This window comes from Pseudosulfitobacter sp. SM2401 (genome assembly GCF_042932805.1).
Classification (GTDB): domain Bacteria; phylum Pseudomonadota; class Alphaproteobacteria; order Rhodobacterales; family Rhodobacteraceae; genus Ascidiaceihabitans.
The window spans coordinates 2,615,433-2,640,344 of the sequence record NZ_CP170633.1 but is presented as its reverse complement, the minus strand read 5'-3'; the positions used below and the strand labels follow the sequence as shown (position 1 = coordinate 2,640,344).

General features: G+C 56.9%; 23 protein-coding genes. 7 read left to right on the top strand and 16 right to left on the bottom strand.

From position 1 onward, the window contains the following. Entirely contained in the window at positions 1-951 is a 951-nt protein-coding gene (locus ACFIO0_RS13115; RefSeq protein WP_390910845.1) for a glutathione S-transferase N-terminal domain-containing protein, read from the bottom strand. 133 nt (positions 952-1,084) lie between these two features. Beyond that, positions 1,085-1,579, bottom strand: a complete 495-nt coding sequence (locus ACFIO0_RS13110) for a TetR family transcriptional regulator (protein ID WP_390910844.1) — start codon at positions 1,577-1,579, stop codon at positions 1,085-1,087. A 248-nt stretch (positions 1,580-1,827) separates the two neighbouring features. Here ACFIO0_RS13110 and ACFIO0_RS13105 point away from each other — a divergent pair, with 248 nt between their 5' ends. After that, positions 1,828-2,274, top strand: coding sequence for a carboxymuconolactone decarboxylase family protein (locus ACFIO0_RS13105; RefSeq protein WP_390910843.1), 447 nt, complete (start codon positions 1,828-1,830; stop codon positions 2,272-2,274). 66 nt (positions 2,275-2,340) lie between these two features. Here the strand turns inward: ACFIO0_RS13105 and mnhG are convergent, their stop codons facing one another. The 8 genes from mnhG to ACFIO0_RS13065 all read right to left on the bottom strand — a co-directional run bounded on the left by mnhG (position 2,341) and on the right by ACFIO0_RS13065 (position 10,047). Beyond that, a complete protein-coding gene (gene mnhG / locus ACFIO0_RS13100; protein ID WP_390910842.1) occupies positions 2,341-2,730 on the bottom strand; it encodes a monovalent cation/H(+) antiporter subunit G in 390 nt (129 codons plus the stop codon). Next, entirely contained in the window at positions 2,727-2,996 is a 270-nt protein-coding gene (locus ACFIO0_RS13095) for a K+/H+ antiporter subunit F (protein ID WP_390915339.1), read from the bottom strand. Before ACFIO0_RS13095 ends, mnhG begins: the two co-directional genes overlap by 4 nt. A 14-nt stretch (positions 2,997-3,010) precedes the next feature. Next, complete coding sequence (locus ACFIO0_RS13090; protein WP_390910841.1) at positions 3,011-3,511, bottom strand: Na+/H+ antiporter subunit E; 501 nt, start codon at positions 3,509-3,511, stop codon at positions 3,011-3,013. A 1-nt stretch (position 3,512) separates the two neighbouring features. After that, on the bottom strand, positions 3,513-5,051 hold the full coding sequence (locus tag ACFIO0_RS13085) for a monovalent cation/H+ antiporter subunit D (protein ID WP_390910840.1): 1,539 nt from the start codon (positions 5,049-5,051) through the stop codon (positions 3,513-3,515). After that, positions 5,048-5,407 (bottom strand): Na+/H+ antiporter subunit C, encoded by a 360-nt coding sequence (locus ACFIO0_RS13080; protein WP_390910839.1) that lies wholly within the window; start codon positions 5,405-5,407, stop codon positions 5,048-5,050. The genes ACFIO0_RS13085 and ACFIO0_RS13080 overlap by 4 nt, the downstream gene beginning before the upstream one ends. Continuing rightward, positions 5,407-8,265, bottom strand: a complete 2,859-nt coding sequence (locus ACFIO0_RS13075) for a monovalent cation/H+ antiporter subunit A (RefSeq protein ID WP_390910838.1) — start codon at positions 8,263-8,265, stop codon at positions 5,407-5,409. Before ACFIO0_RS13075 ends, ACFIO0_RS13080 begins: the two co-directional genes overlap by 1 nt. Positions 8,266-8,643: 378 nt before the next feature. After that, on the bottom strand, positions 8,644-9,834 hold the full coding sequence (locus ACFIO0_RS13070) for a calcium-binding protein (protein WP_390910837.1): 1,191 nt from the start codon (positions 9,832-9,834) through the stop codon (positions 8,644-8,646). Between the two features lie 84 nt (positions 9,835-9,918). Beyond that, positions 9,919-10,047 (bottom strand): hypothetical protein, encoded by a 129-nt coding sequence (locus ACFIO0_RS13065; RefSeq protein WP_390910836.1) that lies wholly within the window; start codon positions 10,045-10,047, stop codon positions 9,919-9,921. A gap of 258 nt (positions 10,048-10,305) precedes the next feature. Here ACFIO0_RS13065 and ACFIO0_RS13060 point away from each other — a divergent pair, with 258 nt between their 5' ends. The 5 genes from ACFIO0_RS13060 to ACFIO0_RS13040 all read left to right on the top strand — a co-directional run bounded on the left by ACFIO0_RS13060 (position 10,306) and on the right by ACFIO0_RS13040 (position 15,600). Continuing rightward, complete coding sequence (locus tag ACFIO0_RS13060) at positions 10,306-11,112, top strand: crotonase/enoyl-CoA hydratase family protein (RefSeq protein WP_390910835.1); 807 nt, start codon at positions 10,306-10,308, stop codon at positions 11,110-11,112. 211 nt (positions 11,113-11,323) lie between these two features. Then, the gene (locus ACFIO0_RS13055; RefSeq protein WP_390910834.1) at positions 11,324-12,346 is read left to right on the top strand and encodes a helix-turn-helix domain-containing protein; all 1,023 of its coding nucleotides are present in this window, start codon (positions 11,324-11,326) and stop codon (positions 12,344-12,346) included. Between the two features lie 118 nt (positions 12,347-12,464). After that, complete coding sequence (locus ACFIO0_RS13050) at positions 12,465-14,834, top strand: DUF1989 domain-containing protein (RefSeq protein WP_390910833.1); 2,370 nt, start codon at positions 12,465-12,467, stop codon at positions 14,832-14,834. After that, complete coding sequence (locus tag ACFIO0_RS13045; RefSeq protein WP_390910832.1) at positions 14,831-15,226, top strand: group II truncated hemoglobin; 396 nt, start codon at positions 14,831-14,833, stop codon at positions 15,224-15,226. The genes ACFIO0_RS13050 and ACFIO0_RS13045 overlap by 4 nt, the downstream gene beginning before the upstream one ends. Next, complete coding sequence (locus ACFIO0_RS13040) at positions 15,223-15,600, top strand: hypothetical protein (protein WP_390910831.1); 378 nt, start codon at positions 15,223-15,225, stop codon at positions 15,598-15,600. Before ACFIO0_RS13045 ends, ACFIO0_RS13040 begins: the two co-directional genes overlap by 4 nt. A 75-nt stretch (positions 15,601-15,675) precedes the next feature. Here the strand turns inward: ACFIO0_RS13040 and ACFIO0_RS13035 are convergent, their stop codons facing one another. Then, positions 15,676-16,275, bottom strand: coding sequence for a zeta toxin family protein (locus tag ACFIO0_RS13035; protein ID WP_390910830.1), 600 nt, complete (start codon positions 16,273-16,275; stop codon positions 15,676-15,678). A gap of 2 nt (positions 16,276-16,277) precedes the next feature. Next, positions 16,278-16,628 carry a hypothetical protein gene (locus tag ACFIO0_RS13030; RefSeq protein ID WP_390910829.1) on the bottom strand — a complete coding sequence of 117 codons (351 nt, stop codon included), beginning with the start codon at positions 16,626-16,628 and terminating at the stop codon, positions 16,278-16,280. Positions 16,629-17,105: 477 nt separating this feature from the next. Between ACFIO0_RS13030 and ACFIO0_RS13025 the strand changes: the two genes are divergently transcribed. Then, a complete protein-coding gene (locus ACFIO0_RS13025) occupies positions 17,106-18,224 on the top strand; it encodes a CAP domain-containing protein (RefSeq protein WP_390910828.1) in 1,119 nt (372 codons plus the stop codon). A gap of 73 nt (positions 18,225-18,297) precedes the next feature. On the opposite strand, the gene ACFIO0_RS13020 is transcribed toward ACFIO0_RS13025, so the two are convergent. The 4 genes from ACFIO0_RS13020 to ACFIO0_RS13005 all read right to left on the bottom strand — a co-directional run bounded on the left by ACFIO0_RS13020 (position 18,298) and on the right by ACFIO0_RS13005 (position 24,901). Then, the gene (locus ACFIO0_RS13020) at positions 18,298-21,873 is read right to left on the bottom strand and encodes a hydantoinase B/oxoprolinase family protein (protein WP_390910827.1); all 3,576 of its coding nucleotides are present in this window, start codon (positions 21,871-21,873) and stop codon (positions 18,298-18,300) included. A 67-nt stretch (positions 21,874-21,940) separates the two neighbouring features. Then, positions 21,941-23,224, bottom strand: a complete 1,284-nt coding sequence (locus tag ACFIO0_RS13015) for a TRAP transporter large permease subunit (protein ID WP_390910826.1) — start codon at positions 23,222-23,224, stop codon at positions 21,941-21,943. 4 nt (positions 23,225-23,228) lie between these two features. Beyond that, a complete protein-coding gene (locus ACFIO0_RS13010; RefSeq protein ID WP_390910825.1) occupies positions 23,229-23,792 on the bottom strand; it encodes a TRAP transporter small permease subunit in 564 nt (187 codons plus the stop codon). Positions 23,793-23,863: 71 nt separating this feature from the next. Further along, the gene (locus ACFIO0_RS13005) at positions 23,864-24,901 is read right to left on the bottom strand and encodes a TRAP transporter substrate-binding protein DctP (RefSeq protein WP_390910824.1); all 1,038 of its coding nucleotides are present in this window, start codon (positions 24,899-24,901) and stop codon (positions 23,864-23,866) included. Positions 24,902-24,912: the final 11 nt, after the last annotated feature.

The following is a 24,912-nucleotide window of genomic DNA, read 5'->3' as shown; positions in this document are numbered from 1 at the left end:
TCACGCATCGTCAATGTCGACGCGGTATCCTGCCCTTGGAAAATGTACGCAGACGTGGCCGATGTCGGGGTCTTGTCTGAGGACACACACCGTGTCGCTGTTGGCAACGACGATCTTGCCTTCGACCGGTTGTTCGCCGCCATCAAGATCGGGGGACACTGTCACCTGCATGCCGGGTTTCAGGCCTTGGGGGTCACGCGGATCGGTAGCTGGTTTTGTGACGGGTTCATGCGCTGCGGCGCGCGAAATCGCATCTTCCGGGGACATTCCAGTCATGGTTCCGTGCCCGATGTTGCTTACGTTTTCTTCCCAACGTGCGAGGTGCGTGAATTCGGACAGGAACGTCGGACCTTGGTCCCAGCGACCGCGCAAAAACCAGATCATGTGGTAAAGTTGGGCGTCGATCGCGGCGGGATCTTTGCCCAGCAGAAACGTCCGGTTGTCTGACAACTGATCGTTCGCCCAATGCAACGGCGCGCGCAGTTGCGCGGCAAGGTGGGGCAGGGCGGCGTTAGCGGCCCTGAGCCCTGCGGCCCAATCGGGACCAAAGTACAAGCGCCCGCGGTCTTCGGCAAAATCCTGTGGCAACCCGTCACCGGCAGAACCCAGAATGACCTTTACAGTCAGATCAAACAGCGCGCCATCGGTCCATCTGCTGAGACACCACATTAGCCCTGCATCCGGCGTGGGAAAGAACGTGGGCAACGGATGGCGGCGTTCCAGTTCGCGCAAGATGCACTGCGTGTCGCAGTAAATATCGGCCCCGATCTGCATCACGGGTGTGCGCCTGTACCCACCGGTTAATTTCGTCAGCATTGGTTTGGGTGTCAGTCGCGGAATTTCGACAGAACGCCATGCCAATCCTTTGATCCCGAACGCAATTCGTGCCTTTTCGGCGACAGGGGACTGGGGGTAATTGTGTAGAATGATCTCGGACGAAGTGTCGCTCATGCGGTGGCTTTCTTTGGAATGGGCAATCAATTTGAAGGCGGTCTCAGCGCGTCGAAAGTGCGCGCCAAATCATCCGCAGACCGCGAAAGATCTGCTGGATCTGTGTTGCGGTGCGCTTCGATCCTGAGCGCGGTTATGCCCGATTGATATCGGCGTGCGAGGCGGCGGGTGTCGGACCCTTTTGGCAATTCGCCCGCTGCGACTGCTTGCTCAAAAACCATCGCATCTCGTCTTCCATCGATGACAGATAACGCTCTGCTTGCGCTGACATCGCTTGGTCCAGTTGGGTGGCGTTCAAGACGGTTTTGACCAGCATACAAGCCCGGCTTTGGGTGTCATCGTCTGCGGTGCGACCTAGTTTTTGGACAAAGCGCGTGAGACCAACAAGCGGAGATGGGGCGGCGTGCACGGAGGCTAAAAAATCGGAGCGGCTGGTGTCAAAGTAGCGTTCTAGCGCCAATCCAAACAGCGTCTCCTTGCTGGAAAAGGCCGCATAGATGCTGCCCGGTTTCATGTTCAATGCGCCCTCAAGGTCCTTCAGCGAGGTCGCGTGATAGCCTTTTTTCCAAAAAATGGTCAGCGCGGCGTCTATCGCGGTCTCTCGGTTATATGGGTGCGCTCTGCTCATGACGGTTTCAAAATAGGTGACTTTTTCCGATTTGTCCCGCCTAAGAATGAAAGAACTTGTGTCACGATTGAGTGATCACTCAAATCACGGATGCATGGGGTCACGAAACGATAAATGCCCCCTAATCTCCGGAGAGAAAAATGACCCACTTTACCCTGCATACCGAAGAAACGGCACCGGACGAAAGCAAGCCACTGATTGTGGCGTCCAAAAAGTAAAACGGGTTTCTACCCGGTCTTCATGCTACAATGGCCGAAGCGTCGGGCCTGTTTGCGGCCTATTCTTTTGTCCATCAGCAATTCATGAACTCCAGTTTTGACAATGACGAAAAAACGGTTGTCTGGCAGGCAATCAACGTCGAGAATTCCTGTCATTATTGCGTTCTTACGCACACCGGAATCGCCAAAATGATGAAGGTCGATGACGCGATCACCGAGGCGCTGCGAAACGAGACGCCGCTGCCGTTCGACAAGCTTGCGGCGTTGCGCACGTTTACCCTGATTGTTGTGTGCGAACGCGGTGTTGTAAACGAGGCGCAGATGCAGGCGTTTCTGAACGCAGGTTACACGCAGCGCCATGTTCTAGAGGTCATTTTGGGTCAGGCGCAAAAGGTGATGTCAAACTTTACCAACCACGTCGCACACACACCGGTTGATGCGCCGTTCCAAGCGTTCGAGTGGCATAAAAAGGCCTGATTAAAGTTGGCGTTGCTGCGGGATTTGCAGCGCCGGTTTTTACAGGGCGACGCACTAAAAGCCCGGTTATTTCTGTGCGTCGCTTTCCATTTGCAGATCAGCATTCGGTGTATCCAGCGTGGACCACGTGTCGTCACGCGGCGGCGACGGTGGCGTTTCGCAGGCACCGCGGTGGATGTTTACCTTGGCGATAAAGTTCGCGGAAATCGGTGCTGTCACAAACAAGAACGCCATGATCAGCAGCTCGTGGACGGATGCATCGCCCAACACAAAAGAGTGGCAGATCGACGCCAACAGCAGCATGCCGATGCCGATGGTTCCAACCTTTGTCGGGGCGTGCAGGCGGGTCATGGGGTCGTTGAATTTCAACAGCCCGATGACGCCCACAATGATGAAACCCGACCCGATCAACAAGCAAAGCGCCGTGGCATAGGTTCCGATAATTTGAACAGTCATTCGATGATGTCCCCCCGCAAAATAAAGCGCGCCAAGGCGACCGTCGACACAAAGCCGAGCATGGCAATCAGCAGCGACACCTCGAAATAGATTTGCAAGCCTTGGTGAATGCCCAGCACGACCACCAGCCCCAAGGCGTTCACGACCATCGTATCCAGCGCCAAAATGCGGTCCCCTGGTGTCGGACCCAGTACCAGTCGAACCATCGACAGAATTTGCCCCAGCGCCAGCGTGATAAAGGCGATGATCAGCGCGATGTCCATCATTGCAGACGCATTCATCATAGGAAAATCTCCTTTAGGCGGCTCTGGTAGCGGGTCATGATTTCGTCGCGCACAGCATCGGCGTCATCGGTGTGCAGCACGTGCACCAGCAGGCTGTGACCGCCATCGGACAGGTCCGCAGACACCGTACCGGGGGTCAGCGTAATGGTGCCCGCCAGCACTGTGATTGCCTCGGGTTGGCGCAATTCTAGCGGGACCACGATCCATGCGGGCTTTAGTTTTGAATTCGGAACAGTCAGCACGATCCATGCGACTTGGATGTTGGCGATGATGATATCCCAAAGCACCATGACGCTGTAGGTCACCATTTTGCCCAGACGAAATCCTTTGGGCGTGTCGGGCCACCAAATCGATGTGCCCCACGGAATGAGCACCCCGAGGATGATGCCGAACACAACCATTCCGGCCGAGATTTGGTTCTGCAACAGCGTCCAAACCACAGCCAACAAAAGCGTCAAAAATGGATGCGGTATTAACCAGTTAAATGCGCGACCCATATCAATGCTCCTCCTTGGATGGTTTGCTTAGCTTGCCGGGCGTGTCCAACACGGTTGAAATATACGGTTCCGGACCAAACAGTTGGGCGGCCATCTTGGTGCTGTAGCCATGCATTTGACCTGCAAAAACCGTATGCGCAATCAGCAAGGTCACCAGTCCACCGACAGCCACATACGACAGCGCGGCGGGGCGTGTTGGTGCATCCTCCGTTGGCGTGACGCTGTGCGCCTTCCAGAACAGGATGCTGCCTGCGCGCGCGAACCCGACGATGCTGATCAGGCTTGATCCTAGCACGACGACCCAGATCCAGACCATCAGGTCAGAACTATAGGAGGCTTGCAGCACCAAGAGTTTGCCGATGAAACCGGATAGCGGCGGCAAGCCGGCCATCGCGATTGCGCCTGCGAAAAACAACGCGGCAGTCAGCGCGTTGCCCGCGATTGCAGGCTGCGGGGTCAGCACCAGATTGCCGCGTCCGGTTCGCACCAGATCAGAGATCAGGAACAACGTCGCCCCCGCCAAAGTCGAGTGCACGATGTAGTAAAGAGCGGCGGCAATGCCTTGGGGTGTGAACAGCGCAATCGCGATCATCACCATGCCCATCGACCCGATCACGGAAAACGCAACCAAGCGATCCAGCCGTTTGGCGGCCAGAACCCCGACCATGCCCACGGCGACGGACAGCAACGCGGCGGGTTGCAGCCAGACGTCGTGCAGGCCTTGGGTGACCGACAGCTCTGGCGGGAAAATCAGCGTGTAGACGCGGATGATCGCGTAGGCTCCGACCTTGGTCATGATCGCGAACAGGGCGGCGATGGGGGCGGGTGCTTCGGCGTAGCTGGAGGGCAGCCAGAAGTGCAATGGCACTAGGGCGGCTTTGATCGCAAAGACCAGCAGTAACAGGACAGCGGCAACACGAATGCCAACCGTATCTTCGGGCCCGATCAAGGCCACGCGATTGGCAAGGTCCGCCATGTTCAGCGTGCCGGTTTCCGCGTAAATCGACCCGAGCGCGAACAAAAACAACGTCGATCCGATCAGGTTGAACAGCACGTACTGCACGCCCGCGCGCAGCCGCGCATTGCCACCTGCGTGGATCATCAGGCCGTATGAGGCGATCAACAGCACTTCGAAGAACACGAACATGTTGAACAAATCGCCGGTCAGGAACGCGCCCATGATGCCCATCAGCTGGAACTGGAACAGCGCATGAAAATGCCGCCCGCGATCATCCCAGCCAGAGCCGATGGCATACAGCAGCACAAACAGCGCCAGCACCGCGGTGAGCAGAACCATCAGTGTAGACAGACGATCACCAACCAGCACGATGCCAAAAGGGGCCGCCCAATCGCCGAGCTGATACAGCACAACCGATCCGTCAGCGACTTGTACCGCCAGCCCCAAGGCCACGGCAATCAGCGCCAGCACACCCGCGACGGAAAACGCGCGCTGGATGCCGATGTGGTAACGCGCGGCCAGCACGATGAACGGTGCGACCATGGCGGGCAGCACGACGGGGGCAATGATCCAGTGGCTCATGATGTGGGCTCCTGTGTCGTGTCGTTCGAGGGTTCAGGCATGTCGTCCACGTGGTCATCGTCGGACCCCAGGAACGCCCCCAGACCAATCATCACCACCACGGCTGTCATCCCGAACGAGATCACAATCGCCGTCAGCACCAAGGCTTGCGGCAATGGATCAGCGTAGGTCGTCACGCCGTCGCGCAAGATCGGAGGTGCCCCAACCGTGAGCCGCCCGGAGGCAAACAAGAACACGTTCACAGCGTAGGTCAGCAGCGAAATCCCCAAAATCACCGGGAACGTCCGCAGCCGCAGCGTCAGATACAGACCGCCAGCCGTTAGAATGCCAATGGCAGATGCAACGAGCAATTCCATTACACGCCCTCCTGTGCTGGATCGTCTCTGGAGGGGTCGATATCCATCGGTTCGTCGCTTTCGGATGTGTGGGCGCTGCGCGCAAGGCGGGAGAAGCTCTCGAGGGACAGCATCACCGCACCAACGACCGCAAGGAACACGCCCAGATCAAACAGGGCGGCGGTGGCCAATTCGAATTTTTCAAAGGGCGGAATGCGCACGTAGGTGAAATCCGAGGTCAAGAATGGTTTGCCCACGAACCACGACCCGATGCCGGTCAGACCAGCAATCAAAACGCCTGCGCCAATCACGCCGTGGTAGGGGTATCTTAGACGGGCCGAGGCCCAGGAAAACCCGCTGGCCATGTACTGCATCACCACAGCAATCGACACGATGAGGCCGGCGATGAAACCGCCACCCGGTTCGTTGTGACCGCGCAAAAAGATGTAGAACCCGACCATCAAAATGACCGGCATCAGCACGCGGGTCAGCACAACCATCATCATCGGATGGGTGTCGCCAGCGCGCGCTTGGTCCGGTTTGCGGTTCAGCAATCGTGCGCGAACGGGCCCGCTGAGCAGCGTTTCCGTCAGCGCGTAGATCAGCAGTGCTGCGATGCCCAAAACGATGATTTCGCCGTAGGTATCAAAGCCACGAAAATCGACGAGAATCACGTTAACCACGTTTGTGCCACCACCGCCTTTGTAGGAATTTGCGAGGTGGAATTCAGAAATCGACGGGCCGGCCGCGTCGCGCAACAGGTAGTAGTACGCCAGCGAAAACGTCGCCAACCCGCCAACAATTGCTACCGATGCATCCCGCACACGGCGCAAGACCGAGCTTTCGACTGGTGTGCGATTTGGCAGGAAATTGAGGGCGAGCAGCAGGAGGATGATCGTCACAACTTCGACGGTGAACTGGGTCATCGCCAAATCCGGCGCGCTGAAAAACACAAAGCCGATGGACACCATCAGGCCGACAATCCCGATCAGGATCAGCGACAAAAGCCGGTTGCGGTGCATGACCACCATGCCGCCAGTGGCCGCGACCAGCATCAGCCAGCCTGCGATGGCGACCGGTCCTGCGGCTTGGATTTCGCGGGTGGCCGCACCGACTGTACCGGTGACCCACGCGTGATAGCCAGCGGCAACAATAGCGATTGATCCGATAGCGGCGTAGCGTGAAAACGCGCCGTTGTGCAGGGGCAAGATCAGGACGCGTGCCAGACGGGCAGTGGCGTCCACAATGCCCTCAAAGATCGGTTTTGCCTCGGGGCGCGGAGTGTTTTCCCAGATCCGCAAAGCAGGGTTGAAAATCGTCAACATCAGCAGACCGCCAACCACAGCGATGATTGACATGTAGAGGGCAGGAACCAGTCCATGCCAGATTTTGAAATACGCCTTCGGCACATCTGCGGTCTCGCCCAAAACGGACGCGGTCACGATTTTCACAAAGGGTTCGGCGAGGAATGGCGCGATGCCAATCACGACAACCAAGACCACCAGAATGGCCGGCGGCATCCACAGGCCAGCACCGGGATCATGCGGCTTGGCCGGATAATCATCGCGCACGGGCCCAAAGAACACATGCCCGATCAGGCGGAAACAGTAGGCGGCAGAAAACAGCGATCCGAAGGTTGCGAGCGCAGGCACCAGCCAAGGGGTGCTGAACAGGACTGTGTGGTTGGCTTCTTCTAGCATCATTTCTTTGGACAAAAAGCCGTTCAGCAACGGAATTCCGGCCATCGAAAGCGCGGCAAGCGAGGCGATCACAAAGGTCACCGGCATCAGTTTGCGCAAGCCACCAAGGCGGCGAATGTCGCGGGTGTGGGCCTCGTGATCGATGATGCCTGCGGACATGAACAGCGCCGCTTTGAATGTTGCGTGGTTCAGGATGTGGAACACAGCCGCCATTGCGCCGAACGCCGTGCCGGTGCCCAAAAGCATCGTGATCAGCCCCAAATGACTGACAGTTGAAAACGCCAGCAGCGCCTTGAGGTCATGTTTGAACAGCGCGATCACAGCGCCCAGAACCATCGTGATCAAACCGGCCGAGGTCACGATCATGAACCATTCAGGCGTGCCAGACAGCACCGGCCACATGCGCGCCATCAGGAAAATACCGGCTTTGACCATCGTCGCAGAGTGCAAGTAGGCGGACACAGGCGTTGGCGCGGCCATGGCGTGCGGCAGCCAGAAGTGAAACGGAAACTGCGCTGATTTCGTGAAACAGCCCAGCAAAATCAGGACCAGCGCAGGAACGTACAGCGGATCCGCTTGGATCAGATCACGGTTTTGCAGGATGACGGACAGATCATAGCTGCCCGCGATTTGCCCAAGGATCAGCATGCCACCGATCATTGCAAGCCCGCCCATGCCGGTCACGGTCAGAGCCATGCGCGCGCCTTGGCGTCCCTCGGGCAGGTGTTTCCAATAGCCGATCAGCAGGAAGGATGACAGCGAGGTAAGTTCCCAGAACACCAGCAAAAGCAGGATGTTATCGGATAGAACTATGCCCACCATCGCGCCTTGAAACAGCAGCAAGTAAGTGAAAAATTCGCCCATGTTGTCGTCACGGCTTAGGTAGTGACGGGCGTAGGCGATGATCAAAAGGCCAATGCCGAGGATCAACAGGGCAAAGAAAAATCCGAGCCCATCCAGCATCAACGTAAAGTTCAGCCCCAAGATCGGCAGCCAGTCGATGCGCGCCATTACGACCTCGCCTGCCAGAACAGTTGGCAGATTGGTTAATAGCCCGATGAAGGCCGCCAGAGACACGGTAAAAGTCACGCCAGCGCAGGCAGATCGCCCCGCAGAATTCATCAGACCGGGCAAAAGCGCGCCAAAGAAGGGTAAAGCAACGATAAAAAAGAGGGACACGTGAACTCCTGATCTGATCGACACCGCCAGTTACGCAAGCCTGAGGTGGAATCGCAACACCACATGCGAGATTTATGTGCAATATCGCGAACTTATTATGCGGTGGATCAGCACAGGTCATGTGATTGTAGGGCTATCGACACCCCAGTCGCTAGAATATCTGCATTTTGAGAATGAGTGCGTGGTTCAATTCTGGCGACGTTCGTGATGCCCGGCATCAGATTGATATATTTTACAGTGGCTTATGGGGCGTGGCGACGTAGAAATTCGCTTTGTTCACTTGCGCGCAGCTGTGACCTGTTTTTGCGTCAGTTTGTTCGGCAAATTTGACGCCCGCAGATTCCACACGAAACCTGCGGGCAGGGGAAAGCCCCAGTTTTAAAATATGACGATGTCGTCCTCAAAGCCGCTGAACGTGGTAAACCCGAGGAACGTGATCGAGTTGCCAGCACCGAAATCCAACACCATGTTGCCGCCGACAATGGATGCAAAATCGTCCATCACTTGTTGGCCGGTTGTTTGGCCTGTCAGCAGGTCGCTGTCGATGCGCAGGATGTCTTCGGTGCGGTTGTAGGCGGAGATTTCGTCCGCGCCCATGCCCGCATCAAAGATGAATGTGTCAGCACCTGCGCCACCCTTTAGATAGTCGTCGCCGGTGCCTCCGCGCAATGTGTCATCACCACCGCCGCCGTTCAGGCGGTCATCGCCGCCGCCGCCCAGCAGTTCGTCAGCATCGGAATTCCCGAACATCGTGTCGCGCCCGTTGCCGCCCCAAAGGGTGTCGTTGCCGTTGCCCGCGCGGAACCAATCGTTGCCTTGCGCGCCTTTCATAAAGTCAGAGCCGCCGCCGCCGTTCAGCGTGTCATTGTCCGACCCACCCACCAGAGTGTCTTCGCCGCGTTGGCCAAACATTTTGTTAACGCCGCTGCCGCCATTGATTTCGTCCGCGCCGTCGCCGCCTTGGATGTAATCGTCGTCTGCGTTGCCGTAAATCGTGTCGTTGTCGTCGCCGCCACGGATGTTGTCCTTGCCGTCGCCGCCTTGGATCATGTCGGCGCCTTGGCCGCCCACAACTGTGTCGTCACCTTCGCCGCCGTTCAGAACATCGTTACCGATGTTGCCGTTCAAGCTGTCGTTGCCGGATCCGCCGTTGATCGTGTCGTTGCCGTCATTGCCAACAACAGTGTCGTTGCCTGCGCCGATGTTGATCAGCTCTGCAATGTCCTGGCCCACAACCGTGTCGTCGTCTGTGACAATTGCGCCCGGTGCATTCGCCAGATCGATGGGCGTGCCTGCCGCAAACGGCGTGCCTTCAGTCTGAATTGAAGAAAACGAGGCTACCGTCGCGCGCCATGCCTCATAGTCCGCGACAGTGCTCATGGCCGGGAACGGATCGCCGCCGATGGCGAACATTTGAAAGGTACCTTTGCCCGTCAAGGAATCAAAATAGCCGAATTCGACGGTGTAGGTCAGACGCGTGACACCATTGTCATCCCACGTGGTCAGGTAAACATAGCTGAATTCCTGGATGTTCGGGGCGTTATAATCCGGACCGCCGGGGCCAAACACGGGGCCGTCAACGCCTGTTAATATGCCGCCATATGTTTGACCTGTCGTGTCTTCCGTTTCAATCGTTCCGTTAGGGTTTCGGCTTTATTCGAATTCCCAATCATCGGATCCGACGGATGCCAAAGTCGCATCTGCGTATGCTTCGCGGACAGTGTTGCCCTCGCTATCATAAGAGTAACGAACGGAAATTCCTGAAAGTGCAATGGTGGCCATGATCTATGCCCTCGTTAAGAAACAAAAATTATTGAAAGGGTTTTACATAAAATTGCAAAGAGAGAAAGGCATAGCGTTAATCAAGATTAAAGTGCCCGCGACCTGTGGTATTCCATCGCGCTGGGAATGATTTATCGATCTGGGCCAACATGACGCAGTAAAATGACGTCGCGATCAACTCCCAAAGGAAGGACACACATGCAAAGGTTCAACTGATCGCTTTGACACTGATTCCACCCTCTTTCCAAGGACACCACCATGGCCATTCAGATCGATATCTCTCGCTACACAAATCTTGCGCTTCAGGAACACGATGACGGCGTTTGGATTGTGACCCTAAATCGTCCGAGCAAACGTAACGCGCTAGACATTCACACCATCGACGAGCTGGTCGATTTCTTTTCGCTGGCACCGCGTGCGGGCGTGCGTGCTGTGGTTCTTGCGGGTGCGGGGGATCACTTTTGCGCGGGTTTGGATTTGATCGAACACCACGACCAAGATCGCAGCCCGGCCGATTTCATGCACGTGTGCCTGCGCTGGCACGAGGCGTTCAACAAAATGGAATACGGCGGCGTTCCGGTGATCGCAGCCCTACAAGGGGCCGTGGTGGGCGGTGGTCTGGAATTGGCCAGTTCAGCCCACATTCGGGTGATGGACAAAACTGCTTATTTTGCCTTACCAGAGGGGCAGCGTGGGCTGTTCACAGGCGGTGGTGCAACGATTCGCGTGACCGATCTGGTTGGGAAATCACGCATGATCGACATGATGCTGACCGGCCGCGTCTACCAGGGCCAAGAGGCCGTTGATCTGGGGCTGGCGCAGTATATTGTCGAGGGCTCCAGCTTTGATACGGCACTGGAACTGGCGCGCAAAACAGCGCAGAATTTGCCGCTGTCCAATTTTGCGATTTGCTCTGCGGTCAGCCACATCCAGAACATGTCGGCGATGGATGGTGCCTATGCCGAGGCGGTTGTTGCTGGCGTTGTGAACACGCAGCCCGATGCGCGCAGTCGTTTGGCCGCCTTTGCTGACAAAAGCGCCGCGCGCGTGCGTCCTAACAGCTAAGGAAACGCGCGATATTGGGTGTCAAAGAGGGCAGGGAGGTGCCTTTTTCGACATCAATTGACTGACAGGAAAAAATGTTTAACAGTATGAATGAATTGGGTGCTTTCGGCGCGGACATGAGTCGTGCGCAATGCATCTGAACTCGACGAATCGAAGCGATACGTATCTTAGCTAGGATATCGGCTCAAAACGGTGACCAAGGGGGCGTGCGATGCAACATTCAAGTTCTAAGCTAGAGGCATTTGGCCTTGTGCATGGCGGTCGCAGTCCCGAGCCAAAAACGATCCGTTTCGAGATTTTTGTATCCAAGGGCTTTTGCGAACTCGAAGTCGCGGCCGTCACCCATACTCTGTCGCTGGCCAACAAAGTCATGGCCGAAACTATGTTCGAATGGCGCTACGTGTCGGAAACGCCGGGTGTTGTTTCTGGCGCCAACGACATGTTGGTGCGCGCGGAACCCGCGATCGCGGATCACGGTTTTGCTGATGTGATGGTTGTTGTGGGCGGGCGCCGTCGCAAGCCTGAACCATGGGCCCAGCGTGCACGCGCCATGCAGCGCCGATCCCTGTTGGTGGTTTTGCTGTCTGATGCGGCCACATCGTTTATCGAAAACACCAAAAATCCGGCGGGCAAGGTCACGACCCATTGGCGCGACGCCGTGATGCTAAGCGAGACGGGGTACCACCCCAACATGACGTTCAATCTGGCCGAAAGTTCGGATGGGATCATCACTGCGGCAGGCGGGTCATCGACCCAAGAGCTGATGATTGCGATGATCTCTCCGCTGTGCGACGGGCCCAAAGTGGCCGAGCTGGGCAACCGGTTGTTGCTGCAAAACATTCGCACCACGAATGCCGAGCAACCCCGCGACATTGCCCACAACGAAGGGCTGTTTGATCAACGTATTACCGCCGCAATCCAGCTGATGGAAAATACGATTTCGGAACCGCTGGCGATGACGGAATTGACCGAGCAGTTGGGCGTCTCTACGCGCCAGCTTGAACGCCAGTTCCGCGAAGTGTTCAACGACACGCCCGCTAAATTTTACAAACGTTTGCGGTCAAAGCGGGCGCGGGCAATGCTGCAGGAAACTTTGCTGCCTATCATCGATGTGGCCGTTGCCACGGGGTTCGGATCCAGCGCGATGTTGGCCAAAGCCGTCAAAGACGAATACGGCGTGACCCCCACAAAGATGCGTGAACGCAAGTCTGTGGATTTGATCGGCTTTCAGTAGGGTTAGCGCACGTGCCGCGAATCTCTTGCGTGGCTTGCGAAAATTGATATTCTCCTTGTTAAATAATTATTCCACTCAGGCAACAAATGCTCGCGTGGTCCTTAGCCGAGGTTGAAACATGCTCGACGATCCGTATCCCAAGGTTCAGCCCGGGCCGCCGCGCCCCAGTCAGGTGTACAAGCCTGTGCAGTTTTCGATGCCCCAAGGCACGGAACGCTATGTGGTCGAAGGCAACGGCGCGGTTCTGATTCCCGTCGAGGCGGGCGACCAAATCACTGTGATCAACGACGAAGGCGGGCAGCGTTGCGAAATCGTGGCGACCGGCGACAAAGGCGTCATTGATGCAGGTGTAATCGGGGCCTCGGCGAATGGCTCAGCCGATGGTTTGCGCGCGCTGTTGACCAGTTCGGATCAATCTTTGCGCGGCATGCGCATGGGGCTTGAGGCGCGCAGCATCAACTTGGGCGGTGCGCAGGCGGTGCATCTGTTTGACCCCACCACGGCCGCCAAATCCCAAGAGACCTTTCGCACGCAACGCGACGGCGCGGTCATCATAGCAGCCCCCGGTGGGCCGATGGACGCCGAAGCGCAAAACACCACGACACCGCTGACAATCATGATCAAACGTGCGCTCATCAAAAGCCACACAAAATTTCAGGTACCGGACCCGCTGGCGGACCCGATCGCCGACATCCGGGTGCACACGCAAACCGCCGAGGCGTTTTTTGTCAAAGCTGGCGATTACATTCAAATTATCGACGTGGACGGGCGTCAGTGCACCGATTTCGAATGCTTTAGCGCGCGCAAACTGGACAAAGGCATCGAACACGCGCTGGACGTCACCACGACCCGCACTTTGATGGGTCACGCCTATCCGATGCCGGGTCTGCACGCGAAATATTACGATCAGGAAATGCTGCCCTTGATCGAAGTGGTCCAAGACACCTGTGGGCGCCACGACGCATTTGCACTGGCATGTTCGGCGAAATACTATGACGACATCGGCTATCCTGGACATGTGAATTGCTCTGAGAACTTTAACAAAGCGTTGTCCGAATTTAACGTCACCGCACGACCGGGCTGGATGGCGATCAACTTTTTCTTCAACACGTTTTTGGACGATTACGGGGTCATGTATGCGGACGAACCCTGGTCGCGCCCGGGCGATTTTGTGTTGTTGCGTGCCTTGACCGATATCGTCTGCGTCAGCTCTGCCTGTCCTGATGATACCACAGCCGCAAATGGCTGGAATCCCACAGATATTCACGTGCGCACCTACAGCGGCGTCGAGACATTTCAACGGTCGGTCGCGTACCGCCCCACACCAGATGCGGACCCAATCATGACCAAACAAACCGGTTTTCACGACAAATTCGCGCAGCACACGCGCAATTTCATCGAATACAACGGCTATTGGCTGGCGAACTGTTTTGCCGAGGCTGGACCGATCGAAGAATACCATGCTTGCCGCGAAAAATGTGTGATCCTTGATCTGTCGCCTTTGCGCAAATTCGAGATCATGGGGCCGGATGCCGAAGCCCTGTGCCAGTATATTTTCACCCGCAACATGAAGACTTTGGCCGTGGGCGGGGTCGTCTACACTGCGATGTGTTACGAGCACGGCGGCATGATCGACGATGGCACTGTGTTCCGTCTGGGTAAGGATAATTTCCGTTGGATCGGCGGCAATGACTACGGCGGCGAATGGATGCGCGAGCAGGCGGAAAAGCTGGGGCTGAAGGTGCTGATCCGCTCGTCCACGGACCAAATGCACAACGTCGCGGTCCAAGGGCCGGAATCGCGCGATCTGCTGCGTAAACTGGTTTGGACTGCACCGCATAATCCCGAATTTGATCAGCTGGGTTGGTTCCGTTTCACGCCTGCGCGCCTGAAGAATGAGAGCGGCACGCCGTTTGTTGTGTCGCGCACGGGCTACACTGGCGAACTGGGTTACGAGGTCATGTGCCACCCCAAAGACGCGCCCGAATTGTTCGACGCAATCTGGGAGGCAGGCCAAGAGCACGGCATTAAACCGATGGGGCTTGAGGCGCTGGACATGGTGCGCATCGAAAGCGGGTTGATCTTTGCCGGTTACGATTTCACCGACCAGACGGATCCGTTTGAGGCGGGCATTGGCTTTACCGTGCCGCTGAAATCCAAAACCGATGATTTCATCGGGCGCGACGCCTTGATCCGGCGCAAAGAGAACCCGATGCGCAAATTGGTCGGCCTTGATATCGACAGCAACATCGACGTGGGTCACGGCGATTGCATCCACATCGGGCGCGCGCAAATTGGCGAAGTGACGTCGTCCATGCGCTCGCCTTTGTTGGGGAAAAACATCGCGCTGGCCCGTTTGGATGTGGCGCATGCGGACATCGGAACCAAAGTCGAGATCGGCAAGCTGGATGGGCATCAAATGCGTATCCCTGCCGAGGTCGTGCCGTTTGCGCATTACGATCCGACCAAGTCGCGCCCGCGATCATGAGTTCGGTTCTTGACCAGATGGGCGGCGAAGGTGCCCTGCGTGATCTGGTCGAGACTTTCTATGATTTGGTCGAATCCCTGCCTGAAACTGAAAACCTGCGCATTCTGCACATGGACGGGCACGGCATTGCGCACACGCGGATCGAACAGTTCGAATTCCTGTCCGGTTTTTTGGGTGGGCGCGCGTATTACCTGGAAAAACACCGGCATATGAACGTGAAAGACATCCACGCGCATGTGCCAATCTTGACGCAAGATGCGGAAATGTGGCTTGCGACGATGGACAAAACGCTCGACAGTTTGGGCCACACTGGCGCGCATATTGACCGGATGCGGGCGACGCTGCGGCGTGTTGCGTTGATCTTGGTTAACGATGGGAAAGTAGCACAATGAAACCACTGATATTTGCGTTAGGTCTGGCGTTTGCCGCCAGCACAGCCACGGCGCAATCGGTCAAGCTGAACGCGGATCAGATCACCACGTTGCTCAGCGGGAATACGGCTGTCGGGACGTGGGCAGGTGCAAAGTATCGTCAGTTTTTTGGCCCGGACGGCGTCACAATTTATGCCCAAGAGGACGCGCGATCTGCACGCGGAGAATGGCGCGTGGACCCTGTGCGCGACGAATACCTTAGTATTTGGCCAAGCGATAAAGACTGGGAGGGCTGGTACGTGATGGAATACGCCGGCGCGTATTTTTGGGTCAGCAAAACGACGCCACCCACGCCCTTTAAGGTGGTTGAAGGTGAGCAGTTGGTGGCTGAATAACCCGCATTTAGGCTGAAAATCCAGAGTGTGGGGGTTAATCCCGTACGAGACACGTTTCGGACAGCCGCAAGCGCGCTACAGAACCAGTTCGTCTTGGTAGAGATCGAGAACCCATGTTGGCAGCTGCGGCAGCGCAAAGGTCAGCGTGCCATTCGCGAACGACAAGGCCCGCACGGGCGGATGGTTCAAACGCGAGTTGTCAAACACATGGCCGATGTCGCTTTGCAGGATCGCTTGCCGGATCAACGGGCCAGAGCGATCGTAGCGATTTCGGATCTTTTCCTCGGGCACGGGATGGCCGCCTTCTTTGACCCGTTCCCAGACACGGGCGACCGACAGATCAGGATGCTCAACACTGATGTGAAACGTCATGACGCGGTACCCAAGCCCCTTGGCCTCGGCAATCAGATCAAGCTTGGAGGGATGGGAAAACACGGTTTCAGTTGCAAAACTTTTGCGATCCGCCAGCAGGGATGCACGCCGCCGGGATGCGATCTGCGCTGCGGCATAGGCTGCATTCACGTCGCCGTCTTGCAGCTCGTCCCGTTGGATGATGTCAGCGTTGATGAAGGGCACAGCAAATTTAGGTGCGATGCGCGTGTCATAGAGTGTGGATTTGCCGGATCCGTTGGGACCGGCAAGCATCACAAGTGTCGGCCGCGGGGCGGGGGCCACTCTTAGGCTGCAGCCTCGGGATAGATCAGTTCGCCCTTGTCACTCAGGCCAACGCCGCGTCCCAATTGGCGGCGCGCGGCGAAAAATGCTTCTTCCTGAGGTGTCGGTGCGGCGACATCATCGGCAAACTGCTCGAACCACACTTCTTGTTCCTCGGCGCTGAGATCATCCGGGGACAACGTGCCTGCAAGGGCGGCATTGATGTGTTGATAATCAAAAGCGCTGGATTTTTCGATGGCGCGTCCAATGTTGATCCAATGGGTGATTTGTCCGGCCACAGACCGGCTTTGCAGACCGGATTCGCGGCGTACAACCGACATGACATCGTCAGCAAGTTTGACAGATTGGGCCATAAAAACTCCATCCAAAGCGCGGGTAGCAAAATGCCACCTCTGACATCAATATGGGGATAGAAACGTAAATGTCCAGTTAATTGACGAAACGGGGGCTATTGGAGCCTGAGCGCTGGCATTCGAAGTCGCGACCGTTTTTGCAAGATATTGAAGCTTGGGTGATCAAACCCTTAGAAGGCTCAAATCCACCGTACGGTTGCGGATGGTTGGGGAAATCCTTTCTCCGGTTTTCGATTAGCGACAGAATAAAACCGAAAAACAGTCGGATGGCCATGGATGACGCAGGTGTCGCGCACATTTAGGCGGTAGAACGCCGTTTTTTGCCCACCTTCGGCATAAGAATTCTTAGCGGCATGCTGCCGGATTTCAACGCGCATTCGGCAATAGTCGGCTGGTTTTTGGGCGGTGCATTGCAACAGATATTTTCGACCTGCCTAGTCGGGTTTCTTTCGAAAATAGGCAATGAAAGGAAGACAAATGTCACTAGCAAGCACAGCAGAGCAACAAATGCTGGACCTGATCAACGAGGAGAGAGCGGCGGTGGGTGTGGGGGCATTGGTGCTCAACACGCTTTTGAATGATTCCAGCGAGGATCACAGCAGCTGGATGATCGAGACAGATCAATTCTCCCATACGGGCGAGGATGGCTCCTCAGCCACAGAGCGTATGGAGGCCGCCAATTACCCTTTTGAGGGTTCATGGTCGTCAGGCGAAAATATCGCGTGGCAATCCGAGCGCGGTGATGAAGGAATTACCGATGACGTTGTGGATCTGCACGAAAGCCTGATGGAAAGCACCGGACACCGGGAGAACATTCTTAACGCTAATTTCACAGAAATCGGGATTGGCATCGAAGAAGGCGATATGGACGGTTGGGATGCCGTGGTCGTCACGCAGAATTTCGCGAGCACCGATGGCGATACCTCGGCCACGGTCGAATCTGGCGACGACAGCCTATCGGGAACCGGCAGTGATGACGTGCTGACCGGCGGCACCGCGGATGACGAAATCAAAGGCGGCAACGGCGACGATTCCATTTCCGGGGGCAGTGGCGCTGACAAGCTGTACGGTCAAAGCGGCGATGACACGCTGATTGGTGGTGCTGATGGCGATACGGTGAATGGCGGCGGCGGGAACGATTTCCTGCAAGGCGGCACTGGCACTGACTATGTGCGCGGCGGCGTTGGTGCCGACACAATGTGGGGTGGCACCGGGAACGATACGATGGTCGGAAATGCCGATAATGACGCGATTTTGGGCGGTGCCGGTGCTGACCGCCTGAACGGTGGTGGCGGCGATGACACGCTGAACGGCGGCACCGGCGACGACTACCTGAAAGGCGGCGTTGGATCCGACGTATTCGTGTTCGCAGAAGGCATGGGCGCGGATGAAATCCACAGCTTTGATAGCTCCGAGGACACCCTGCGCATCAACAGCGACCTGCTGAACGGCGAGACAACCGGCACGGATGTGGTCGAGGCATTCGGTTCGGTTGTGGACAGCAACGTCGAGCTGGATTTCGGCGATGGAGACGTGATTACGTTGTTGTGGGCCAACACGCTGGATGGTCTGTCGGATGGTATTCTCGTCGCTTGACGAGATAGCGTTTCGGGCGACGTGACCCAAAGTCGCCCGAAACCAAAATATGAAAACCGCTGTTCAGCTATAGCTATTTCTGCCCAAATCCGCCCCCGCCGGGGGACTTCAGAACAAACACGTCACCGGGCAGCATGTCGGCTTCGTCGTTGCCGCTCAGCTGTTCTATCGCCCCGTTTGCACGTTCAATGCTGTTCTCTCCGGTTGCGCCAGCACCGCCGCCCATCGCGCCGTGCGGCGGGATTTTGCGGTGCGAGGACAAGACAGTCACGGTTGTGGGGTCCAGAAACCGCAGACGTCTGACAATGCCATCCCCGCCGTTGAATTTGCCGATCCCGCCTGATCCGGTCCGTATCGAAAACGCATCCAAACGCACAGGAAACCGGGTTTCCAAGACCTCTGGATCGGTCATTCGGGTATTGGTCATGTGGCTGTGCACCGCACTTGTGCCATGAAACCCATCACCCGCACCGGTCCCGCCGCAAATGGTTTCGTAGTTCTGATAGCTGTCATTGCCGTAGACAAAATTGTTCATCGTCCCTTGGCTGCCTGCGATCACCCCCAATGCACCATACAGCGTGTCGGCGATGGCTTGGCTGACTTCGGTATTGCCCGAAATAACCGCGGCTGGCGCGTCGGGATTGATCATGCTGCCCTTGGGCACAACAAGGGTCAGCGGCTTGAGGCACCCCTCGTTCATGGGGATGTCATTGCCAACCAGCGTGCGAAAGACATACAAAACCACCGCCCGGCAAATCGCCAGCGGCGCATTGTAGTTCCATTCGTTTTGAGGCGACGTGCCCGTGAAATCGAGGGTCGCTGTGCGCTGGGCTTTGTGAACCGTAATCGCAACTTTGATCTGGTCACCGCTGTCCAGCGGATAGATGAATTCGCAATCGTGCAGCACGTCTAAAACGCGGCGCACGCTTTCTTCTGCGTTGGCCTGAACATGGGTCATGTAGGCGTGCACGGTATCGACGCCAAACTGCGTGGTGATCTTTTGTAGCTCTTTCAGGCCTGTGGTGTTGGCCGCGATTTGCGCCGACAGATCGGCCATGTTTTGATCAATGTTACGGCAAGGATAGACACCTGACGCAAGCAGCGCGCGGGTCTGGACATCGCGCAACTGACCCTGTTCGACCAACAAGAAGTTGTCGATCAAAACGCCCTCTTCATCAATCGTGCGGCTGTCTGGCGGCGCAGAGCCCGGTGTTTTCCCACCAATGTCCGCGTGGTGTCCGCGACTGGCGACAGTGTAGATTATTCGCGTGCCGGCTGCGTCAAAGACAGGGGTGATCACGGTGACATCTGGCAGATGGGTGCCGCCGTTAAACGGGTTGTTCATCATGAACACATCGCCGGGGCGAATTTTGCCGTGATTTTGCGCAAGGATAACGCGCACGCTTTCGGACATTGAACCCAAGTGGACCGGAACATGCGGCGCATTGGCGACCAGATCGCCATTTTCGTCAAAGATCGCACAAGAGAAATCGTAGCGTTCTTTGATGTTCACAGAATACGCGGTGTTGGCGAGGGTCGCGCCCATCTGATCGGCGATGGACATGAACAGGTTGTTGAAGACTTCCAGCATCACCGGATCGGCCTTGGTGCCGATGGCCTCTGTGCGGGCCAGCGGCTTGGTGCGGGTCAAAACAAGGCAACCCCCTGCGACGCATTCTGCCTGCCAACCAAGTTCCAAAATGTTGGTGCCAGTGGGTTCTGTCAGGATCGCGGGGCCTTGGATCACATCGCCTTTGGCCATTCGGGTGCGGTCGACCACGGGCGTGTCGTGCAGTACGCCGTCCGACCACATGGCGCTGTTTTGCGTAGTGCTCAGACCGCTTGTTTCCTCAGTCAACGTCACGGTTTCGCCGGTTTCGCCGATGGCCTCGGCGGATAAAACCTCGATCACCAATGCCGCACCTTCGGGCACAAATCCGAACCGCTGCTGGTGGGCGGTGTTGAAGGCGCGGGTCATCTCGGCAGCGGTTCCGAACGGGACCTCTAGGGTTTGTTGCGCGCCCGAGGGGCGGATGTGCGCCATTCTGACGGTGGTGATATTTTGTTCGGGTATCCCTTGGCCACTGACTTCGGTTTTTGCATCGGCGCAAAGCTGATCCAGTACGCCGCAGGCCGCGTCAATCTGATCAATGGCGTTGCCAAACTGGTTTTCCCGCATAGCCCGCACGTCAGCAAGGCCCATCCCGAAGGCGGACAGAACACCGGCAAACGGGTGGATAAAGACGCTCTGCATCCCCAAAGCATCCGCGACCAGACAGGCGTGTTGACCGCCCGCGCCACCAAAGCAGTTCATCGTGTATTTGGTCACGTCATAACCACGCTGAACGCTGATTTTTTTGATCGCGTTGGCCATGTTTTCGACGGCAATCCGCAGGAAGCCTTGGGCGATTTCCTCGACCGACAAACCGTTGCCGATCTCGGTCGCCATGGTTTTGAATTTTGTGCGCACGGCATCGACATCTAGCGGCTGATCGGCATTCGGGCCAAACACCGGCGGGAACAAATCAGGTTGCAACTTGCCAAGCAGGACGTTGCAATCGGTGACGGTCAGCGGGCCACCACGCCGGTAGGCAGCAGGGCCGGGGTTGGCACCGGCGCTTTCGGGGCCGACCTGCATCCGCCCGTCGCGGAACGACAAGATTGACCCGCCGCCAGCCGCAACCGTGTGGATCGACATCATCGGGGCGCGCATGCGCACGCCAGCGACTTCGGTTTCAAAGCTGCGTTCGAATTCGCCTGCGTAATGGCACACGTCTGTCGATGTGCCGCCCATGTCAAATCCGATCAGCTTGTTAAAACCGTGCTCGGTCGCGGTGCTGACCATGCCGACCACGCCGCCAGCTGGCCCCGACAGGATCGCATCGCGCCCTTCAAACAAGGATGCGTCAGTCAGCCCGCCGTTTGATCGCATGAACATCAGGCGTTCGCAGCCGCCTTTGTCAGCGTCCAAGGCATCGGCAACCTGGCTGACATAGCGGCGCAGGATCGGGGAAAGATAGGCGTCAACAACGGCGGTGTCGCCGCGTGATACCAGCTTGATCAACGGGCTGGCCTCATGGCTGAGCGACACTTGGTCAAAGCCGGATTGGCGGGCCATGTCGCCGATTTGTTTTTCGTGATCTGCAAACCGGTAGCTGTGCATCAGGGCCACGGCGACGGATCGATAGCCTTGACCGTAAGCCCGTGACAAGGCCTCGCGCGTTGCTTTTGCATCAAGGGGGGCGATGACCTCGCCGTCTGCAGCAATGCGTTCTTCGACTTCGATCACGTCTTCGTACAGCAGCTCTGGCAGTTGAATGTTCAAGTCAAACAAGCGCGGCCGGTTTTGAAATCCGATCCGCAGCAGATCGCGCATGCCTTTGGTGATCAGCAGCAGCGTGCGTTCGCCTTTGCGTTCAAGCAGGGCATTGGTGGCGACCGTTGTGCCCATTTTAACGGCCCCGATGCGACCCTTTGGGATCGGATCGTTCGCCCCTAGCCCCAGCAATTCACGAATGCCATGCACAGCGGCGTCGACGTAGACCTCCGGGTTTTCGGACAGCAATTTATGCGTCCGCAATTCCCCCTCCGGAGATTTAGCAACGATGTCGGTAAAGGTGCCCCCACGGTCGACCCAAAATTGCCACATGGCACAGCTCCTTTATGTGCTGGCGCGCCAGCATTTTTCAGTTTTCAAGAAATGGTGTTGTTCGGACTTAGTAGACCAAAGATGGCAACCAAAGCGCGAGGTTCGGGAAGATCAGCAACAAGCCAAGCATCACAAACATCGTGACAACAAATGGCAGCGCCCCCTTGATCACATCAATCATTGGCCCCGATTTTCGAATGCCTTGGACGACGTAAAGGTTGATGCCAATGGGCGGCGTGATCAGCGCTGTTTCCAGCAAGACCATCAGCAAAATACCGAACCAGACGGGATCAAAGCCGAGTGCCACAACGATCGGGGTGATCAGCGGTGCCATGGTCAAAAGCATCGACAGCGTTTCCATGAAACAGCCGATCAGGATCAACACAGCAACGATCATCAGCATCGTTTGCATCGGTGTCCAGCCAAGGCCGGTGACGAAATCCGTCAATGCTTGGGTTAGGCCGATGATCGACAGAACAAAGTTCAGGAACACGGCGGCGATGATGATCAGCATGATCATGGCGGTGGTGCGCATGGTGCCCTCAATGGCTTGGCGCATCATGTCGATGGACATTTTGCCATTCAGCAAGGCCAGCAACATCGAGGCAACAACCCCGAGTGCCGCAGCCTCGGTCGGGGTGGCAAGCCCTGCGTAGATCGACCCGACAACAACCACAAAGATGCCCAGCGGCGGGATCAAAGCAGGCAGCGCGCGCATCCGTTCAGCCCAAGTGTGGCGCAGCTTTTCGCCACCCCATTCGGGCTTGATCATGCAGGCGACAACGATTGTGGCCATGAACAGCAGGGCCAAAAGGAAACCGGGGATGAAGCCCGCGAGATACAGTTCAGGAACAGAGGTGTTTGTCAGCAGCCCGTACAGGATCAGGTTGATCGACGGCGGGATTAAGATGCCCAAGGTGCCACCTGCCGCGACGGTCCCTAGAAACAGGCTCTCGTTGTAGCCGCGTTTTTCGATTTGGGGTACGGCGACTGTACCGATGGTCGCAGCCGTTGCCACGGATGACCCAGAGGTCGCCGCAAACAGCGCAGATGATCCGATGTTGGAATGCATCAAGCCGCCGGGCAACCAGCCCACCCATTTGACGATGCCGTCGTACATCCGTTCGGTAATACCCGCGCGCAGCAGGATTTCACCCATCATCACAAACATCGGGATCGCAACCAGCAGAAAGTCGGTTGAAGTCTGCCAGGCCATGTCGGAAATCGCGCGGTGCAACGGCATCATGCTATCGGTGAATTGCAGGATCAAACCCAACCACCCAAGCGAGGCGGCAATCGGGACGGCCAGACCAATCAGGGCCAGCAGAATAAGCAGTGTCTTGATAAGCATCAGATTATACCGTCTCGTCTTGGATTTGTTCGTCGAGGGATTTGACACCGATCAGATCTTGGGTGCCGGCGGTGTCGCCTGCCATCATGCGTTTGATCGCGACAAGGCAGAGCAAGGCACCAGAAAAGACAAAGAACATCCATCCGAACAGCCAGGGAATTTGGGGCAATGCCAACGGTACGCGCATGGGCGTAATCGAACGTGACCCGTTGTCGAGCGTGTCACCAACCATGGACCAAACGTTGTAGACGACCACGGCGGCAAAGCCGATCAGCATGATCATTCCAAACAGATTGATGAGGCCATGAAGCGCTTTGGGGAACACGCCGAGCAGCGCGTCGACCCGAATATGGGCACGCTCAAACAGCGCGTAGGACAGGGCGAGGGCGGTTGCGACGCCGAACGCGTAACCTGAAATTTCATCCGCGCCGCCAATGGAAAAATTGAAGACCTTGCGCAGGAACACTTCGGCTGTGACCAGAAAGGCTGACAGGACGATCAGCGATCCGCCCAACCATGTGAGCCAAAGGCTGAGAGTACGCGTCTGGGTTAGCAATCGCTCTAACATCGGGGAAATCCTGTGCAAGGAGAGGGTGGGGTGAGCGGCGGAAAATGTCCCGCCGCTCAGTTGGGTACCGCTTATTTGGCGGCGGCAGTCAGACCCAAAATCGGGCCAACCGTTTCGTTCCAGTTTGCAGCGCAGTCCGCGCCACAACGTTCGGCCCAGCGGGCCAGAACAACGTCCGTGGCGATGGTGTCACGCGCGGCCAAATCGGCCTTCGATGGTTCGACCAAGGTCATGGAACCGGCTTCGCCAATCGCACATTCGCCGCCTGTGATGCAGGAAATCGCAACGTCATCTTCGGTCGCTGTTTCTGCCCACATCGCGTCTGTCAGCGTGCCGATTTCTGTTTGCAGCAGCGTTTGCTGATCCGCCGTTAGGCTGTTCCATTTGTCCATGTTCATCGCCCCGAACGCGAGGCCCCAACCAACGCGCAGGGTGTAGGCGTGTGTCGCGACTTGGTTCCATTTGGCGGTGTAGGCCGACATCGTGCCGGTGATTGCGCAATCGACAACGCCTTTTTCCAAGGCCGGGATCACTTCGGAGAAGGACACAGTGACGGACGTGCCGCCGACGCCTTCGACAAAGTCACCCAAAGTCGTGGAATAAACGCGGATCTTTTTGCCTTTCAGGTCTTCGATGCCGTTCACTTCGCCGTTGCACCACAGTGTCTGGCTTGGGAACGGGTACAGCATCAGCAATTTGGCATTGTAAATGTCCGCAAAAGCAGTTTCCAAAGTCGGATAATACGCATCCGACACTTTGCGCTGCGTGTCGATGTCTTGGGTCAAGGTCGACAGGTCCGCGCCTTCAAAAATCGCGTTTTCGGCAGCGACGTAGCCGGGCAGGCCAAAGGCAAAATCAAACACGCCGTTTTTGACCAAACGCATGATTTCGAAACCCTTAAGGCCAAGGCCGGACTGGGATTGGATTTTGCCAATAATTTTGCCGCCAGACGCTTCGTTCAGGCGCGAGTTGAAAAACGGCTCTTCGTGCTTTTGGTAGTTGGTCAGGCTGGACCACGTGCCCACGGCGTTCAGCACCACCGGATCATCGGCGAGCGCAGCGCTGGCGCTCAGGGCGAGGGCGGCGATTGCTGTTGTTACTTTTTTCATGTCTTTTCTCC

Coding starts and splice junctions, on each gene's coding strand:
- ACFIO0_RS13115 (WP_390910845.1), bottom strand. CDS start 951: ATGAGCGACACTTCGTCCGAGATCATTCTACACAATTACCCCCAGTCC.
- ACFIO0_RS13110 (WP_390910844.1), bottom strand. CDS start 1,579: ATGAGCAGAGCGCACCCATATAACCGAGAGACCGCGATAGACGCCGCG.
- ACFIO0_RS13105 (WP_390910843.1), top strand. CDS start 1,828: ATGGCCGAAGCGTCGGGCCTGTTTGCGGCCTATTCTTTTGTCCATCAG.
- mnhG (WP_390910842.1), bottom strand. CDS start 2,730: ATGACTGTTCAAATTATCGGAACCTATGCCACGGCGCTTTGCTTGTTG.
- ACFIO0_RS13095 (WP_390915339.1), bottom strand. CDS start 2,996: ATGATGGACATCGCGCTGATCATCGCCTTTATCACGCTGGCGCTGGGG.
- ACFIO0_RS13090 (WP_390910841.1), bottom strand. CDS start 3,511: ATGGGTCGCGCATTTAACTGGTTAATACCGCATCCATTTTTGACGCTT.
- ACFIO0_RS13085 (WP_390910840.1), bottom strand. CDS start 5,051: ATGAGCCACTGGATCATTGCCCCCGTCGTGCTGCCCGCCATGGTCGCA.
- ACFIO0_RS13080 (WP_390910839.1), bottom strand. CDS start 5,407: ATGGAATTGCTCGTTGCATCTGCCATTGGCATTCTAACGGCTGGCGGT.
- ACFIO0_RS13065 (WP_390910836.1), bottom strand. CDS start 10,047: ATGGCCACCATTGCACTTTCAGGAATTTCCGTTCGTTACTCTTATGAT.
- ACFIO0_RS13060 (WP_390910835.1), top strand. CDS start 10,306: ATGGCCATTCAGATCGATATCTCTCGCTACACAAATCTTGCGCTTCAG.
- ACFIO0_RS13055 (WP_390910834.1), top strand. CDS start 11,324: ATGCAACATTCAAGTTCTAAGCTAGAGGCATTTGGCCTTGTGCATGGC.
- ACFIO0_RS13050 (WP_390910833.1), top strand. CDS start 12,465: ATGCTCGACGATCCGTATCCCAAGGTTCAGCCCGGGCCGCCGCGCCCC.
- ACFIO0_RS13045 (WP_390910832.1), top strand. CDS start 14,831: ATGAGTTCGGTTCTTGACCAGATGGGCGGCGAAGGTGCCCTGCGTGAT.
- ACFIO0_RS13040 (WP_390910831.1), top strand. CDS start 15,223: ATGAAACCACTGATATTTGCGTTAGGTCTGGCGTTTGCCGCCAGCACA.
- ACFIO0_RS13030 (WP_390910829.1), bottom strand. CDS start 16,628: ATGGCCCAATCTGTCAAACTTGCTGACGATGTCATGTCGGTTGTACGC.
- ACFIO0_RS13025 (WP_390910828.1), top strand. CDS start 17,106: ATGTCACTAGCAAGCACAGCAGAGCAACAAATGCTGGACCTGATCAAC.
- ACFIO0_RS13020 (WP_390910827.1), bottom strand. CDS start 21,873: ATGTGGCAATTTTGGGTCGACCGTGGGGGCACCTTTACCGACATCGTT.
- ACFIO0_RS13015 (WP_390910826.1), bottom strand. CDS start 23,224: ATGCTTATCAAGACACTGCTTATTCTGCTGGCCCTGATTGGTCTGGCC.
- ACFIO0_RS13010 (WP_390910825.1), bottom strand. CDS start 23,792: ATGTTAGAGCGATTGCTAACCCAGACGCGTACTCTCAGCCTTTGGCTC.
- ACFIO0_RS13005 (WP_390910824.1), bottom strand. CDS start 24,901: ATGAAAAAAGTAACAACAGCAATCGCCGCCCTCGCCCTGAGCGCCAGC.